This is a genomic window from Shinella fusca, from assembly GCF_014203155.1.
Lineage (GTDB): Bacteria > Pseudomonadota > Alphaproteobacteria > Rhizobiales > Rhizobiaceae > Shinella > Shinella fusca.
In genome coordinates this window covers 211989-227383 of sequence record NZ_JACHIK010000002.1, presented here as the reverse complement: position 1 = coordinate 227383, position 15395 = coordinate 211989, and the positions used below count along the sequence as shown (strand labels likewise).

General features: G+C 68.2%; 15 protein-coding genes. 3 read left to right on the top strand and 12 right to left on the bottom strand.

Going from position 1 to position 15395, the window contains the following annotated elements; all coding sequences use genetic code 11:
* Position 1 precedes the first annotated feature (1 nt).
* The 5 genes from HNQ66_RS03360 to HNQ66_RS03340 form a co-directional block, all read right to left on the bottom strand.
* On the bottom strand, positions 2-1180 hold the full coding sequence (locus HNQ66_RS03360; protein WP_184140835.1) for an ABC transporter permease: 1179 nt from the start codon (positions 1178-1180) through the stop codon (positions 2-4).
* The gene (locus HNQ66_RS03355) at positions 1177-2256 is read right to left on the bottom strand and encodes an ABC transporter ATP-binding protein (protein WP_380777992.1); all 1080 of its coding nucleotides are present in this window, start codon (positions 2254-2256) and stop codon (positions 1177-1179) included. Before HNQ66_RS03355 ends, HNQ66_RS03360 begins: the two co-directional genes overlap by 4 nt.
* Positions 2257-2453: 197 nt before the next feature.
* Complete coding sequence (locus tag HNQ66_RS03350; protein ID WP_184140831.1) at positions 2454-3506, bottom strand: ABC transporter substrate-binding protein; 1053 nt, start codon at positions 3504-3506, stop codon at positions 2454-2456.
* Positions 3507-3685: 179 nt separating this feature from the next.
* On the bottom strand, positions 3686-4426 hold the full coding sequence (locus HNQ66_RS03345; RefSeq protein WP_184140829.1) for an SDR family NAD(P)-dependent oxidoreductase: 741 nt from the start codon (positions 4424-4426) through the stop codon (positions 3686-3688).
* A gap of 74 nt (positions 4427-4500) precedes the next feature.
* Positions 4501-5181, bottom strand: a complete 681-nt coding sequence (locus HNQ66_RS03340; RefSeq protein ID WP_184140827.1) for a GntR family transcriptional regulator — start codon at positions 5179-5181, stop codon at positions 4501-4503.
* Between the two features lie 132 nt (positions 5182-5313).
* Between HNQ66_RS03340 and HNQ66_RS03335 the strand changes: the two genes are divergently transcribed.
* Complete coding sequence (locus tag HNQ66_RS03335; protein ID WP_184140825.1) at positions 5314-6363, top strand: phosphotransferase; 1050 nt, start codon at positions 5314-5316, stop codon at positions 6361-6363.
* Positions 6364-6365: 2 nt separating this feature from the next.
* Entirely contained in the window at positions 6366-7682 is a 1317-nt protein-coding gene (locus tag HNQ66_RS03330) for an aspartate aminotransferase family protein (RefSeq protein WP_184140823.1), read from the top strand.
* A 158-nt stretch (positions 7683-7840) separates the two neighbouring features.
* Here the strand turns inward: HNQ66_RS03330 and HNQ66_RS03325 are convergent, their stop codons facing one another.
* From HNQ66_RS03325 to HNQ66_RS03300, 6 genes are all read right to left on the bottom strand, one after another.
* Positions 7841-8179, bottom strand: a complete 339-nt coding sequence (locus tag HNQ66_RS03325; protein ID WP_184140821.1) for a RidA family protein — start codon at positions 8177-8179, stop codon at positions 7841-7843.
* 104 nt (positions 8180-8283) lie between these two features.
* Positions 8284-9216 carry a phosphatidate cytidylyltransferase gene (locus HNQ66_RS03320; RefSeq protein WP_184140818.1) on the bottom strand — a complete coding sequence of 311 codons (933 nt, stop codon included), beginning with the start codon at positions 9214-9216 and terminating at the stop codon, positions 8284-8286.
* A complete protein-coding gene (locus tag HNQ66_RS03315; protein ID WP_184140816.1) occupies positions 9213-9854 on the bottom strand; it encodes a lysophospholipid acyltransferase family protein in 642 nt (213 codons plus the stop codon). The genes HNQ66_RS03320 and HNQ66_RS03315 overlap by 4 nt, the downstream gene beginning before the upstream one ends.
* Positions 9851-10276, bottom strand: coding sequence for a hypothetical protein (locus tag HNQ66_RS03310; RefSeq protein WP_184140814.1), 426 nt, complete (start codon positions 10274-10276; stop codon positions 9851-9853). The genes HNQ66_RS03315 and HNQ66_RS03310 overlap by 4 nt, the downstream gene beginning before the upstream one ends.
* Positions 10273-11607 carry a phosphatase PAP2/dual specificity phosphatase family protein gene (locus HNQ66_RS03305; RefSeq protein ID WP_184140812.1) on the bottom strand — a complete coding sequence of 445 codons (1335 nt, stop codon included), beginning with the start codon at positions 11605-11607 and terminating at the stop codon, positions 10273-10275. The genes HNQ66_RS03310 and HNQ66_RS03305 overlap by 4 nt, the downstream gene beginning before the upstream one ends.
* Positions 11608-11614: 7 nt before the next feature.
* Positions 11615-13351 (bottom strand): bifunctional alpha/beta hydrolase/class I SAM-dependent methyltransferase, encoded by a 1737-nt coding sequence (locus tag HNQ66_RS03300; RefSeq protein ID WP_184140810.1) that lies wholly within the window; start codon positions 13349-13351, stop codon positions 11615-11617.
* Between the two features lie 120 nt (positions 13352-13471).
* On the opposite strand from HNQ66_RS03300, the gene HNQ66_RS03295 reads away from it, so the two are divergent.
* A complete protein-coding gene (locus HNQ66_RS03295) occupies positions 13472-14062 on the top strand; it encodes a CDP-alcohol phosphatidyltransferase family protein (protein ID WP_184140808.1) in 591 nt (196 codons plus the stop codon).
* Here the strand turns inward: HNQ66_RS03295 and HNQ66_RS03290 are convergent.
* The gene (locus HNQ66_RS03290) at positions 14059-15372 is read right to left on the bottom strand and encodes a replication-associated recombination protein A (RefSeq protein WP_184140806.1); all 1314 of its coding nucleotides are present in this window, start codon (positions 15370-15372) and stop codon (positions 14059-14061) included. The two genes, HNQ66_RS03295 and HNQ66_RS03290, sit on opposite strands and share 4 nt — an antisense overlap.
* Positions 15373-15395 lie beyond the last annotated feature (23 nt).

The window sequence follows — 15395 nt, the reverse complement described above, 5'->3', positions numbered from 1 at the left end:
GTCAGCGCCTCCCCGGCTCGTCGGCCGAAAGCCGCGCATAGACGCTATAGAGGAGGAGCGTCGCGACCAGCAGCACGACGCCGAGCGCACCGGCCATGCCCCAGTTCGCCGAGCCCGTGGCGTAGAAGGCGATGATGGAGGAGATCATCTGGTCGCCCGGCCCGCCGATCAGCGCCGGCGTGATGTAGTAGCCGATGGCCGAGATGAAGACGAGAAGACCGCCCGAGGCGACGCCGCGCAAGCTGAGCGGCAGCAGCACGCGCAGGAAGGCCCGCAGCGGCGGCGCGCCGAGCGAGGCGGCCGCCGGCATCAGGTTCTTCGGAATGGTGATCAGCACGGAATAGATCGGCAGCACCATGAAGGGCAGCAGCACATGGGTCATGGCGATGATGACGCCGGTGCGGTTGAAGATCAGCGGCAGCGGCGCGTCGATGAGGCGGAGCCAGCGCAGGAGGTCGTTGATGAGCCCCTGTTCCTGCAGGAGGATGAACCAGGCGGCCGTGCGCACCAGAAGCGAGGTCCACAGCGGCAGCAGCACGGCGGCGAGCATCAGGTCGCGCTTCCAGCCGGACAGCGAGGCGGCGATGATGGCATAGGGATAGCCGATCGCCGCGCAGAAGAACGTCACGAGCGCGGCGATCCAGAAGGTGCGCACGAGGATGACGCTGTTGACGGACTGGTCGGCCGGCAGGTGCTCGATCTCGCCGGCGGCATTGCGGCCGAGGTCGAGGGCGGCGAGCAGGTTGCGGTCTGTGAGCGGCGAGAGCGCATCGGCGATGGCGAGCCAGAATTCGGGCTTGCCCCAGCGCTTGTCGATGGAAACGAGGTCGGCGGGCGGATTGTCGGTATCGCCGAGCGCGCTCGTCGTCTTGCCCATCAGCGTGCGGAAGCCCGAGCGGGCCGAGTTGAGGCGGCGCACCATGTCGCCGAGCGCCTGGTCGTCGTCGACGGCCCGAAGATCCTCCATCAGCGCCTGCTGCATGGGCAGGGTCGGCGGCGAAGTGCGGTCCCAGCCGGCCAGCACCTCGGCGCTGCGCGGCAGGAGGCGCAGCACGGCCGTGTCGGACACCGACTGCGACATCATGCTGAACAGCGGCCAGACGAAGAAGGCGAGCAGGAAGACGAGGAGCGGCGCAAGCAGGAGCAGCGACCGGACGGTCCTGGGCGCGGCCGCCGTCATGGCGCGATGACCCGGCAATCGCCGGCCGAGAAGGCGGCATAGACCTTGGTGCCCGGCGGGAACTCCCGTGAGCGGCGGCCGAGCTTGGCGATCAGCGGATGGGCGTCGTTCTGGAGCTGCACGCGCAGGTGATCGCCCTGGTAGACGAAATCGGCGACCTCCGTTTCGAGCACGTTGCGCGCCTCGCCGCGCGTCTCGCTGAGATCGACCCGCTCCGGCCGGATGGAGAGATAGACCGGCTGGCCCGAGGCGACGGGCGCGGAAACGGCCGAGACGATGCGCGCGCCGGAGGAAAGGCGCACCGTCGCCTCCGCCCCCTCGACCGCCTCGACGACACCTTCGACGAGGTTGGTCTCGCCGATGAACTCGGCCACGAAGCGGGTCGCCGGCTCGTCGTAGACCTGGCGCGGCGTGCCGATCTGCTCGATCCTGCCCCTGTTGAAGACGGCGACCCGGTCGGACATGGTCAACGCCTCGGACTGGTCGTGCGTGACGAAGACGATGGTAAGGCCGAGGCGGCGGTGGAGGTCGCGAATATCGAGCTGCATCTGCTCGCGAAGCTGCTTGTCGAGCGCGCCGAGCGGCTCGTCCATCAGCACCACGCGCGGCTCGAAGACGAGCGCGCGGGCAAGCGCCACGCGCTGCTGCTGGCCGCCGGAAAGCTGCGAGGGCCGGCGCTCGGAAAGCGCGGAAAGCTGCACCATATCGAGCGCCCGCTTGACGCGCCCGGCAATCTCTGCCCGGCCGAGCCCGCGCATCTGCAGCGGAAAGGCGACGTTCTCGCCCACTGTCATATGCGGGAAGAGGGCATAGCTCTGGAAGACGACGCCCATGTCGCGCTTGTGGGTCGGCACGGCATTGATCGCCGCCCCGTCGAGAAGGATGGCGCCGGAGGTCGGCTGCTCGAAACCCGCGAGCATCATGAGGAGCGTCGTCTTGCCCGAGCCGGACGGGCCGAGCAGGCTGACGAACTCGCCCTTGCCGATGCCAAGGTCGAGATTCTCCACCACGCAGAGCGAGCCGTAGAACTTTGTGATGCGGTCAAACCGGATGAATTCGGCCAAGGGATACTCCATGACTTCTGCTGGCTGCCGGAAGCTCGCGCGCCGGCGAACGCAAACCTCACTTTCGTCATCCTCGGGCTTGACCCGAGGATCCATGCCTCCGCACGGCGTTTGTGGATCCTCGGGTCAAGCCCGAGGATGACGACGGAGGGGGCAGGCTTACCCGCGACCGGGGGCGTAGCACGCCCACCCCCGGATCGGGAGGCCTTTTACTGCGCCAGCCAGGCGTTGAAGCGCTGCGTCAGCGTTTCCGCGTTGTCGATCCAGAAATCGACGTCGAGGGAGATCGCGTCCGTCATGTTGGCGGGATCGGTCGGCAGGTCCTTGGCGAACTTTTCCGGCACCTTGGCGGCGGCTTCCTTGACCGGCAGACCGTAGGCGACGAATTCCGGCAGCTTGGCCTGGTTGTCCGGCTCGCTCGCAAAGGCGATGAAATCCTGCGCGGCGTCCTTGTTCTCGGCGTCCTTCAGCACGACCCAGCTATCCACGGCATAGATGCTGCCCGGCCAGACGACCTTGAAGTTCTTGCCTTCCGTGCGGTTGATGCCGGTGATGCGGCCGTTATAGGCCGAGGTCATGGCGACTTCGCCGGAGGCGAGGAACTGCAGCGGCTGGGCGCCCGATTCCCACCAGACGATGTTCGGCTTCAGTTCGTCGAGCTTCTTGAAGGCGCGGGCGACGCCCTCTTCCGTGCCGAGCACGTCGTAGATCTCGTCCTTCGGCACGCCGTCGGCGAGCAGGGCGAATTCGAGCGTGTATTTCGGGCCCTTGCGCAGCGAGCGCTTGCCGGGGAACTTCTCCACGTTCCAGAAGTCCGCCCAGGAGGTCGGGCCTTCCTTCAGCTTGTCGCCGTCATAGGCGATGGCCGTCGACCAGACGATGGCGCCGACGCCGCAGTCGTTGACCGCGCTGTCGAGGAAGCGGTCCTTGCCGCCCATCTTGTCCCAGTCGATCTTCTCGTAGAGGCCGTCGGCACAGCCCAGCGCCAGTTCCTCGGATTCGACCTGCACGGCATCCCAGTTCGGCGCGCCGGCCTTCACCTTGGACTGGATGACGCCGATGCCGCCGTCCCAGGCCTCGTCCAGCACGGGCTTGCCGGTCTTTTCCGCGAACGGCTTGAAATAGATCTCGCGCTGCGCGTCCTGATAGTTGCCGCCCCAGGAGACGACGGTGAGGTCCCGCGCGAAAGACGGCGCCGCAAGGCTCGCCGAAAGCGCGAGCGCGGCGGCAGCAAGGATCCCGGATTTCAAGATTGTCTTCATTGCACTCCCCTTTTCGTTTGGATGGAACCGGCCATCCGGCTCCGATGACGATATGCTGCCGCCGTCCCCGCCTTTGGCGTGTCGACGCTGCGGCTGCCGCCTGCCCTTTCCCCTGGGCCGTCGGCCGATTGATGCACTCCGGTCATTTGCGGTCAACGGAATTTTCCGTGCCGGCCGTATCAGACGTGCTGTCCTCCGTTGATGTGGATTTCCGCGCCGTTGATGTAGGACGACTGTTCGGTGCAGAGGAAATGGATGGTCTCGGCCACTTCGCGCGGCTCGCCGAGCCGGCCCATCGGCACTTCCGCCGCCACCAGCGCGTCGGTGCCCGGCGAAAGGATCGAGGTCTCGATCTCGCCCGGCGCGATGGCATTGGCGCGCACGCCGCGGCGGCCGAATTCATGCGCCATCTCGCGCGTCAAAGCCGCCAGCGCCGCCTTGGACGCGGCATAGGCGACGCCCGCGAAGGGATGCACGCGCGAGCCGGCAATCGAGGTGACGTTGACGATCGAGCCCTTCGCGGCCTCCAGTTCCGGCATCAGGGCCCGGGCGATCAGCGCCGTGGAGACGAGGTTGACGTTGAGCACCTGCGTCCAGGCGGCGGCGTCCGTATCGAGCACGCCGAGGCGGCTGCGGTCCGGCCCCTTCGGCGAGATGCCGGCATTGTTGACGAGCGCGTGCAGCCGGCCGTTCGGCAGGCGCTCGCGCACCGTCGCGGCAAGGCGGTCGATCTGCGAAAGATCGGCAAGGTCGGCCTGGATGTGGCTTTCGCGCGCCGAGGGCCAAGCGCATTCCTCGGAGAACGCCTGGCGCGAGACGGTGAAGATGCGCCAGCCCTTCGACTGGAAGAGCTTGACCGTGGCATGGCCGATGCCGCGGCTCGCCCCCGTCAGCAACATGTAGCGACGTTCTTCGGTCATGCGGGGCGATCTCCTTGATGCTTGATACATCGTAATGAGCGGCCGGCGAATTGCAAGCCTCCCGCCGCAAAAGCCTAGGCCCGGCGCGCGATGCGCTCCTCGCCACGCTCGATGCGTTCGAGGATCGGCTTTCCACCGAGCAGGATGTCGTCGACGATCGCCATGGAGGCGGCGGCCGGATCGTGCCGCTTCAGCGCCTCGACGACCGGATAGTGGTGGTCGATCATTGCCCGCCCGCCCGGGATATAGGCGTCGGAAATATGCGGTCCCATCTGCAGCCAGAGCCGGCGCAGGATGCCGTTGAGCACCGGAAGCCCGGCGATCTGCGGCAGCATGAAGTGGAAGGCCTGGTTGAGCTGCGTGCCCTTCAGCCGGTCGCCGGCGGCGATTGCCGCCTCGTTTTCCCGCAGAATGCGCTCCAGTGCCTCGATATCCGCGCTCGTCGCCACCTGCGCCGCCGTTTCCGCGGCAAGGCCTTCCAGCCGGATGCGGATCGCGCGGATTTCCATGTAGCGGCTCTCGCTGAGGCCGGGGATACGGATGTCGCGCGGCGAGCGGAAGGTGATCGCCTCGTCGTTGGCAAGGCGCAGGATCGCGTCGCGGATCGGCGTGACGGAGGTGCCGAACTGCTCGGCAAGGTCGCGGATCTTCAGCCGGTCGCCCGGCTGGAAGCGTCCTTCGATCAGCGCATCGCACAGCGCGCCGTAGACGGCACCGTTGAGGCTCGCATGGTCCAGTGTCGTGAATTCGGGCATGGAACTGGTCCGCAAAATCGAGTAACACGATACTTGATGCATCTTTTTTGACGGGTTTCAAGTCTGCGGGCCGTTTTCGACGCCTCGCGGGCAGCAGTTCAAAGGCGATGCGGCCTGCGCATGGGAGCCAGCATGACACACTCACCGCCCGCCGCCCGCGCGGCCGATTCCATGTCCGCGACGTGGAACCCGACGACGCTCGACGACGCGCGCGCCGCCGTGGCCGCGGTCTATGGACACGACGGCACCGTCAAGCGCCTGTCCAGCGAACGGGACGAGACCTTCCTCTTCACACGGGAAGACGGCACACCCTTCGTGCTCAAGATCGCCAATCCCGCCGAGGACCCGGCGGCGCTGCAATTCCAGGACGGCGCGCTGCTGCACCTCGAAGCGGCCGCGCCCGCCGTGCCCGTGCCGCGCCTCGTGCCGACGCGTGCCGGCGCGCCCAGCCACACGCTCGCCACCGCCGACGGCCCGCGCATCATGCGGCTCCTCACCTTCCTGCCCGGCGAATTGCAATACCGCACGCCGCCGGGCGAAAAGCAGAGCCGCAATGTCGGCCGGGCGCTCGCCGAGCTCGGGCTTGGCCTCGAAGGCTATGACGGCCGCCCGCCGGCCGGAAAGCTGATGTGGGACATCTCCCACACGCTCGACCTCGTCGCCGTCGCCGGCCACGTCGCGCCGGAGCGGCAGGCGGCGACCGGCGCCGTGCTCGCCGAATTCGAGCGCGCCCTGCCCGCCCTTGCCGCCCTGCCACGCCGGCAGATCATCCACAACGACTTCAACCCGCACAACATCCTGCTCGATCCGGCCGAGCCGAGCAAAGTGGTCGGCATCATCGACTTCGGCGACATGGTGCACGCGCCGCTCGTCAACGACCTTGCCGTCGGCCTGTCCTATCATCTGGCGACGGACGACTGGGCGGCCCGCGCCAGCGCCTTCCTCGAAGGCTTCCTGTCGGCCCGCCCGCTGGCGCCGGAGGAGATCGCGGTCCTGCCGCTTCTCCTGCGCGCCCGGCTCACCATGTCGGTCGTCATCGCCGAATGGCGTTCCGCGCTGTTTCCGGAAAACCGCGACTACATCATGCGCAACCACGCCACCTCCTGGCGCGGCTTGCAGAACATATCCGATCTCACTCCCGCCGGGCTGAAACGGCTCGTGCCCAACCTTTCCGAGGCCTGATCATGTCGATGGTGAATGCATTTTCGCGCGAGGATTTCGAGCGGCTGAGCGAGGCCGACCGGGCGCTCATCGCCCGCCGGGAAAAGGTGCTCGGCCCGGCCTACCGCCTGTTCTACGAAAAACCGCTGCACCTCGTGCGCGGCGAAGGCGTCTTCCTCTACGACGCTGCGGGCGAAACATATCTCGACGCCTACAACAACGTCGCCTCGCTCGGCCATTGCCACCCGCGCGTGGTAGAGGCCATCAACGCGCAGACTGCCGTGCTCAACACCCACACGCGCTACCTGCACGAGGGCATCGTCGACTATGCCGAGGCGCTGACGGCGACCTTCCCCGAAACCCTCAGCCAGGCGATGTTCACCTGCACGGGGAGCGAGGCGAACGACCTTGCCGTGCGCATCGCCCGCTTCGTGACGGGCGGCACCGGCATCATCGCCACGGACCTTGCCTATCACGGCCTGACGAGCGCCGTCGCCGAGTTCTCCCCCTCGCTCGGCGAGGCCGTGACGCTCGGCCCGCATGTGCGCACCGTGCCGGCGCCCGACAGCTACCGCCACGCGCCGGACGTGATGATGGAGAAATTCGGCCGCGACGTTCAGGCGGCCATCGACGACCTCAAGCGCCACGGCATCAAGCCGGCCATACTGATCACCGACACGATCTTTTCGAGCGACGGCATCTTCGCCGGCCCGAAAGGCTTCCTCAAGCCCGCGGTAGACGCCATCCATGCGGCCGGCGGCCTCTTCGTCGCCGACGAGGTGCAGCCCGGCTTCGGGCGCACGGGCGAAGCGATGTGGGGTTTCGAGCGCCACGGCGTCCAGCCTGACATGGTGACGATCGGCAAGCCGATGGGCAACGGCTATCCCATGGCCGGCATCGTGCTGCGGCCGGAAGTCGTCGCCGAGTTCGGCCCGCGCGCCCGCTATTTCAACACCTTCGGCGGCAACCCCGTCGCCGCCGCCGCCGGCAAGGCGGTGCTGGACACGATCCGCGAGGAAGGCCTGCAGGAAAATGCGCTTGAGGTCGGCCGCTACCTCAGGGAGGGGCTTGAAAGCCTTACCGACCGCTATCACGCCATCGGCGACGTGCGCGGCTCCGGCCTCTTCGTCGGCGTCGAGATCGTCGCCGACCCGGCGGCCAAATCGCCGGACGCGACGCTGACGACGCGCATCGTCAACGGCCTGCGCGAACGGCGCATTCTCATCAGCGCCTCCGGCCCGCGGGCGAACGTCCTGAAAATCCGCCCGCCGCTCGTCTTCTCGCGCGAGAACGCCGACATGCTGGTCGACGGCCTCGCCGATGTGCTGAAGACGCTCTGACGAAAAAGCCGGGCCACACCCCTTTCCGTCGTCATGGTCGGGCTTGACCCGACCATCCATCCAACGGCACGCCGCGGATCGTGGATCCTCGGGTCAAGCCCGAGGATGACGCAGGAGAGGAAGGTAGTGCTCCCGGCGTTTCCCGTGCGTGGACCCGCTCAGACGAGCGCGGTTACCTGGATCTCCACGAGGAGCTCGGGCGTTGCGAGGCGGGCTTCGACGGTGGCGCGTACCGGCAGGTTGTCCGGGTCGACCCACTTGTCCCACACGTCGTTCATCTGGGCGAAATGGGCGATGTCGCGCAGCCAGATATTGGCGCTGAGGAGCTTGGCCTTGGACGTGCCGGCTTTGGCAAGCAGGCCGTCGATCTGGTTGAGGATGTCGCGGGTCTGCGCCGTGGCGTCGGCGCCTTCGCCCGTGACGCCGGCGGTGGTGACGATGCCGTTGACGACGACGGCCTTGCAGAAGCGCTTGCCGGGTTCGATACGCTTGATCATGGAAATCCTCCTTCTGGGAACGGTTTTGCCGGATGGCGGCAGCGCGGCATCAATGCCCGAAAGGCCGGCGGAGTGCAACGCGCGCAGGCGCAAATCCGTGAAGATCACGTCCAGGCATAGCGCACGATGTGGAAGAAGACCGGCGCGGCGAAGACGAGGCTGTCAGCCCTGTCGAGCATGCCGCCATGGCCCTCGATCATGTGGCCCCAATCCTTGACGCCCCGGTCGCGCTTGATGGCGGAGGCGACGAGGCCGCCGAAGAAGCCCATGACGGCGGCAAGCGCGGCAAGCGTTCCGGCCTCCAGCGGCGAGAAGGGCGTCAGCCACCAGAGCCCCGCGCCGAGCAGCGAGGCGCTGGCAAGGCCGCCGATCAGCCCCTCCCAGGTCTTCGACGGCGAGACGGTCGGCGCGACCTTGTGGCGGCCGAAGAGCTTGCCGAAGATATATTGCAGCACGTCGCTGCCCTGCACCGTCGCGATGAGGAAGGCGATGAGCAGCAGGCCCCGGCCCTCGTTGCCGGGAATCGGCAACGTCACCAGCGCCGGCACATGGCTGATGCAATAGACCGAGAGCATGATGCCCCATTGCTGCTCGCTCACCCGCTCGAGAAACCGGGAGGTGTCGCCCCGGATCGCCGTGAGCGCCGGCATGGCCAGGAAGCAGTAGACGGGCACGAAGATGGAATAGAGCCCGTACCAGTCGATCCAGATGAGATAATATTGCACCGGGATGACGACGAGGAACATGCCGAGCAGCGTCCAGCGGTCGGCGCGGCGCGTGTTGGTGAGCGTCACATATTCACGCAGCGCCGCGAAGGAGACGAAGGCGAAGAGCAGGACCACGCCGCCCTTGCCGAAGAGGAAGGCGACGCTGATGCCCGCCACCATGATCCACCAGGCTTTGATGCGCGCATTGAGGTTTTCCAGCGTCGACGGCAGGGGTTTTGCGGCGCGCCAGGACAGCACGCCCGCAACGAGGCTTGCCGTCGCAAGCACGGCGACGAGGCCGAGGAAGAGGCGTGTCGTGTCGTCGTTCATCCGTTTCCATCCCTTTTCGGCGCGAGCGCCAGAAGCGCCTGCCGCGCCCGCTCGAGGAAGGCCTTGCGGTCTTCCCCCGCCTCCAGCGCCATCGGCGCGCCGAAGACGACGCGGCAGAGTAGCGGCACGGGCAGCAGCGCGCCCTTCGGCAGGACGCGCGACATGTTCTCGATCCAGCAGGGCACGAGCTCGACGTCCGGCCGCGCGGCGGCAAGGTTGTAGAGGCCTGAGCGGAAGCGCAGCAGCGGCGCCTCGCCCATGTTGCGCGTGCCCTCCGGAAAGAAGATCAGCGACTGGCCGGCGTCGAGCGCACCCAGCATGACCTGCATGGGGTCAGCCGTACGCTCCACCCAGTTGCGCTCGACCAGAACCGTGCGCAGCAGCCGGCCCGCGATGAAGCGGCGCACGGGGCCGCCATTCCAGTAGTCCGCGCCGGCGACGGCGGCGGTGCGGGCGCGCTCGGCCGGCGGCAGGCAGGTCGAGACGAGGATGAAGTCGCCATGGCTTGCATGGTTGGCGAAATAGATGCGCTGGCGGCCGCGCGGCGCCGCGCCGGCCCAGATCGGCCGCACCCCGGTGACGGCGCGCGACAGGACCGCCAGAACCGCGCCGGAAGCCCGTTGCAGCAGCGTCGTCATGCCCCGCCTCCCCCGGCCGCGTCGAGCAGCAGGACGGCATAGAGGCAAAGGGCGACGGCGAGCGCGGCCCATTGCAGCCGCACGAGCCGCCGGCAGCCGGCAAGGCGTGCGGCAAGCGGAGCCGGTGCGGGGCTCTTTTCGCGAAGGCCCATGCGCGCCAGCACGTCGTCCACCGCGGCAAGGCCCGCTTCTTCTGTGCCATAAGAGGCGGCGAGACGGAAGAGCGCGGCGTCGAAGACGAGATGGACGGAAAGGGCGAGCGGCAGGAGGCAGAAGGCGAGCAGCAATCCCCAGGCAAGCGGCCCGGCAAAGCCGTGTGCGCCCGCCGTCGGCGGCGCGGCGGCGAGGATCAGCACCGCGAGAAGCCCGCCTGCAAGGCCGTGGCGGCGAAGGCGGGCGACGATTGCCGACAAATCCGTCATCGCGCGGCCTCCTCGATGAGGGCATGGGCGGCGAGGGAAAGGCGCACCGGCCGGCCGGCGGCCCTCACCTGCTCGACGGCTGCCGCGGCATTCCCGGCCAGCCCCGACCGCACCAGCCAGCAGGCGGCGACGAGGGCGCTGCGCTGGAAGCCGAGCGCGCAGCAGACAAGAACGGGACCGCGGCGGCGAGCGATATCGAGCGCATCGGCCGCCGCGCGGAGACGCGCCACGGGAACCGGCAGCAGGTCGAGCGAGGCAAAGGCGTGCCAGTCAAGGCCGGGCAGCGCCACGCCCGGCAGTTCCGCCATCATGTCGATCACCGCGGCATAGGGGGAAAGCGCGCCCTTCCTCGGCAGGCGGCCGAGGAAGACGCCGTCCGCGATCTCCGCCGCCGCCGGTAGCCGCCGCGTCCACCAGAGGACGTTGAGCCGCACGCCGAGCCGGTAAGGCAGCAGCAACCAGCGGCTTGCAAGGCTGATGCGCCCGTCCGGCCGTTTCTGGAACGCGTCCGCGCCGCCGCCGGCATAGGCGAAGGCGACGATGGCCAGCGCAAGCGCCGGCCAGAGGAGGAGAAGGCCGGCGCCGGTGATGCGCGTGGCGGCTATCGACAGGGCAAGGAAGATAGCCGCACCCGCCGCGTAGCAGGCGGCAAGCCGCCGGGCCTTCGGCTCCCCGGCCGGGCGAAAGCCGGACGGCAGCGCGGGGCCTTCGGTCGGAAACAACCAGAGGGCGAAGAGGCCGAGCAGCGCGCCGGTCGGGATATCGATGGCATGGTGCTGCCATGTGGTCAGCACGGAAAGGCCAATCAGAAAGCACCAGACATGCCAGACGGTCCGCCACGCGCCGCGCAGCCGCCCGCGCCAGTGATCCCAGATGATCACCAGCAGCGCGATATGCAGCGAGGGCGCCTGGTTGAACGGTTTGTCGAAACCGCCGAGCACGTCGAACAGGAAGCCCGGCACGCCGTGCGTCTCCGGCCGCACGAAGATCGCCCGCAGGGGAAAGGCGATGAAGCAGAGAACGGCGACCACCTGCGCGACAAGATAACGCCGCGCCAGCCGCCCCACCTCCTCCGGCGTGTCGCAAACGAAGAGCGAAAGCGCGTAGAAGACGTTGATCGACCAGTAGGGCACGATCGTCCAGGCAACGAAGGGAATGTGCCGCTCCCAGCCGAAGGCGAGGTTCGGCACGTCCGTGCGCAGCGAGGCCAGCCAGTTCGACGTGCCGTAGGTAAGATAGAAGAACGGCCCGAGGACGGCGAGCCATAGCGCCGCCGCGCGTACGGCGGCGCGACGTGACAGGACCGGAACGGGTGCGACGCCCTCCCCCATGCCGGCCTCAGACGCGCTCGGCCAGCGACACGGTGAAGATGCCCCATCTGTCGATGCGCTGCTCGATCTTGCGGAAGCCGGCGGCGGTAACGAGCTGGTCCATCTCCTGCTGGCTGCGTCGCCGCATGATCCATGCCGCCCCGCCGCGATGGGACGTCAGCGCCCGGGCGATCATCTCGAGCTGCGGATGCCAGGGCTGGCCGGTATAGACGAGCAGCGCGCCAGGCTCCATCGCCCGCGCAAGACCCGTAAGCGAGGCCTCGATCAGCGCATTGTCCGGGAAGAGCTCGTAAAGGCCGGAGACGATGGCGAGCGTCGGCTTGGGATCGATCCGCGCCAGCCCTTCCGTGTCGAAGGCGTCAGCGCGGCGGAAGGACGCGACGGATTGCAGGCCGCGCGCGGCGATCAGCGCCGTGCCCTTCTCGACATTGATCGGCGAATAATCCTGCAGGCGGATGCTTTCCGGCTTCGCCGCGGAGGCCGCGACGGCGTCGAGCACGTAGCGTCCGTGGCCGGCGGCGATGTCGAGGACGCGCAGCGGCCTGCCCTCGCCGGCAAGCCGCGCCAGCGCCCTGCCGATCAGTTCTTCCAGATGGACCTTGCGCTGGCGGATGCCGCGCCAGCCGATGGCGCTCAGGAACTGCCGGTCGACCAGCCGCCCGCCGGGACCGAGGCCGCGCGCCTCATCTTCATAGACATAATCCAGCGTCGAGCCGGAATCGAAGCCGGTGCGAAGGCCCGTGGCGATGCCCTTGGAGATGAGGCCGCCGAGGCGGATCGAGGCCCGCGTGAGCGCCCAATAGAGCCCTCGGGGAGAAAGAAGCGGCAGCGGGCTTGCCAGCCGGTCGGCCTCGTCGCGCGTCGCGCCGGAAAGATGCGCCTGCCGCAGGTCGGCGACGACCGGCGGTTCGACGAAACGCGCCGTGACGAAGGCCCGCACCTTCTCCAGCGCCGTGGCCCGGTCCCGCTCGCCGAGCGTGTCGTGGTAGAAGCCGGGCAGGATGTGGCGCTCCTTGATCGTGCTGCCGAGATTTTCGAAGAAGCGGTGCTGCGGCGCATGGCGCACGACGAAATCGCTGCCGGAGATGAGGACCTGCGTCGGCACCGTGATGGCACGGGCATCCGCCACCACGCGGCCCGCCGCCTCGTAGAGTTCCAGCAGGATGTTGGAGGCGATGGGACGGGTGATCAGCGGATCGGCCTCGAACGAGGCGATGCGCGCCGGATCGTGCGTCAGGAAGCGGGCCTTGACGTAGGAATTGACGAAGAACGGGCCTTTCAGCTTCTGCCAGAGTGCAATGCCCTCTTTCGCGAAAGGCACGTAGAGCTTCACGTCGAAGGCGGGCGAGGCGAGCACCAGTGCACGAATGGAAGGCGCGTAGTCGTGCACCCAGGTCGCGGCCAGCACGGCGCCGACGCTCTGGGCGACGACGGCGATCCGCTCCATCGGGAAGCCCCCGGTTTCGACGATATGCTTCACGAAACAGTCGAGGTCGCGCACCGAATGGGCGAAGGACGGCGAATGGCCCCTTTTGCCCGGCGAACGGCCGTGGCCGCGCGCATCCCAGGCATAGAAATCGAAATCGTCGAGCCCCAGTTCCTCCACGATATGGGCCACCCGGCCGCCATGCTCGTGGCCGCGATGCAGGAGCACGACAGCGCCCTTCGCCGTGCCGGAGCGGGCGGGCCAATGGCGGTAGAAGAGTTCCACGCCGTCATGGCTCGCGAACGCCGTTTCGATCATGCCGTCTTCCCTCTGCGTCGATGTCATCCCCACCTATACGGATGAGCGGGCATGTTTGCAGTTGATTTTCGTGCGATTGGGCTTTCTTTTCAGGGGAATACTCGTGCGGACCGCGCCTTCATGTCGATCTACAAGCTGAAATCCTCCTTCCAGTCCCTGCTGCGCCCGCTCGTCGGGCGGCTCGCCGCGCTCGGCGTCACCGCCAACCAGGTGACCATCGTCGCGGCGGTCGTCTCGCTGGGGATCGGCGCGCTTCTCGCGCTCGATCCGCGGCCTGCGCTCTTCGCGCTCGTCCCGGTCTGGATGTTCCTGCGCATGGCCTTCAACGCCGTGGACGGCATGCTCGCCCGCGAGCACGGCCAGCAAAGCCCGCTCGGCGGCTATCTCAACGAGCTTGCCGACGTGGTGTCCGATGCCGCGCTCTATGCGCCCTTCGCGCTCGTCGCGCCCTTCTCGCTGCCGTGGCTTTCCGCCGTCGTCTTCCTCTCGGCGTTGACGGAATTTGCCGGCGTGCTTGGCGTCGCGCACGGCAAGGGGCGCAGCTACGAAGGGCCGATGGGCAAGAGCGACCGGGCGCTGCTCTTCGGCGCGCTCGGCGCGCTCGTCGCCGCCTTCGGCACGCTGCCGGCCTGGACCTGGCACATCCAGCCCATCGCCTGCGTGCTGCTTGCCTGGACCGTCGCCAACCGCGTGCGGGCGGGCCTCGCCTAGCGCTTGCGGAAACGGCGCGGCGTCGAACGTCCCGTCACCTCGTCCCAGTGCTCGTCGGCGCGCCGCTCGAAGGTCGCCGCATCCCGGGCATCGCTCTGGTAGAAGGCGCCGCGCGGCACGTCGGGCGCATAGGCCTGCTCGCTCCAGCCGCGCGTGTCGTCATGCGGGAAGGCATAGCCGACATGGCCGAGGGCGGCCGCGCCCTTGTAGTGGGCGTCACGCAAGTGCATCGGCACGGCGGAAGGCGGTTCGGCCGCCACATGGGCGAGCGCCAGCGAGATGCCGCGGCAGGCGGAATTGGATTTCGGCGCGCGGGCGACGTGGAGCGCGGCATGGGCGAGCACGATCTGCGCTTCGGGATAGCCGATCTTCTCCACCGCATGCAGCGCCGCCACGGCCGTCTGGAGCGCGGTGTTGTCGGCAAGGCCGACGTCTTCGGACGCGTGGATCATGATGCGCCGGGCGATGTAGCGCGGGTCCTCGCCGCCATGGACGAGCCGGGCGAGCCAGTAGAGCGTGGCGTCGGGGTCCGAGCCGCGCATGGATTTCACGAAGGCCGAGACGACGTCGTAATGCGCATCGCCCATGCGGTCGTGGTTGACGGGCGCGGCCGCGTAGGCCTCCTCGACCATCGCTTCCGTCACGACGACCGGCTCTCCCGGCGCATGACCGACGGCAAGGCTCTCCAGCACGGTCAGCGCGCGGCGGGCGTCGCCCCCGGAGCGGCCGGCGATGCGGCGAAGCTGCTCCGGCTCCAATTGAACCTCGATGCCCTGGTTCGTAAGATGGGCAAGGCCGCGCCGCACCACCTCCTCCATCTCCTCGATGCTCAACGGCTCCAGCTTCAGGATCGTCGAGCGGGAGATCAGCGCGGGCGTGAGCGTGTGGTAGGGATTGCCCGTCGTCGCGCCGATGAAGTCGGCGACACCCTCCTCGCAGAGGGCGAGGAGATGGTCCTGCTGGGTGGCGCTGAAGCGGTGCACCTCGTCGGCGAAGAGCAGCGTCGGGCGCATGCGCGCCTCGTCGGCGATCTTGCGGATGTCGGCGACATTGTTGTGGGCGGCGTGCAGCGGACGGAAATTCTTGCCGAGCATGGTGCCGATGGCCCGGGCGATGGAGGTCTTGCCGAGGCCCGGCGGCCCGTAGAGGATGATGCTGCCGAGCCGGCCGGCGGCGATGCGCCGGCGCAGCATCGTGCCGGGGCCGATGATCTTCTCCTGGCCGATGACGTCGTCCAGCGTCGCCGGGCGCAGTTCGGCGGCAAGCGGCATGGAGCCGGTGCGCGGCGCGGCGTCGAAAAGATCGCTCATCGGAACCTCCATCGGAAATCGGC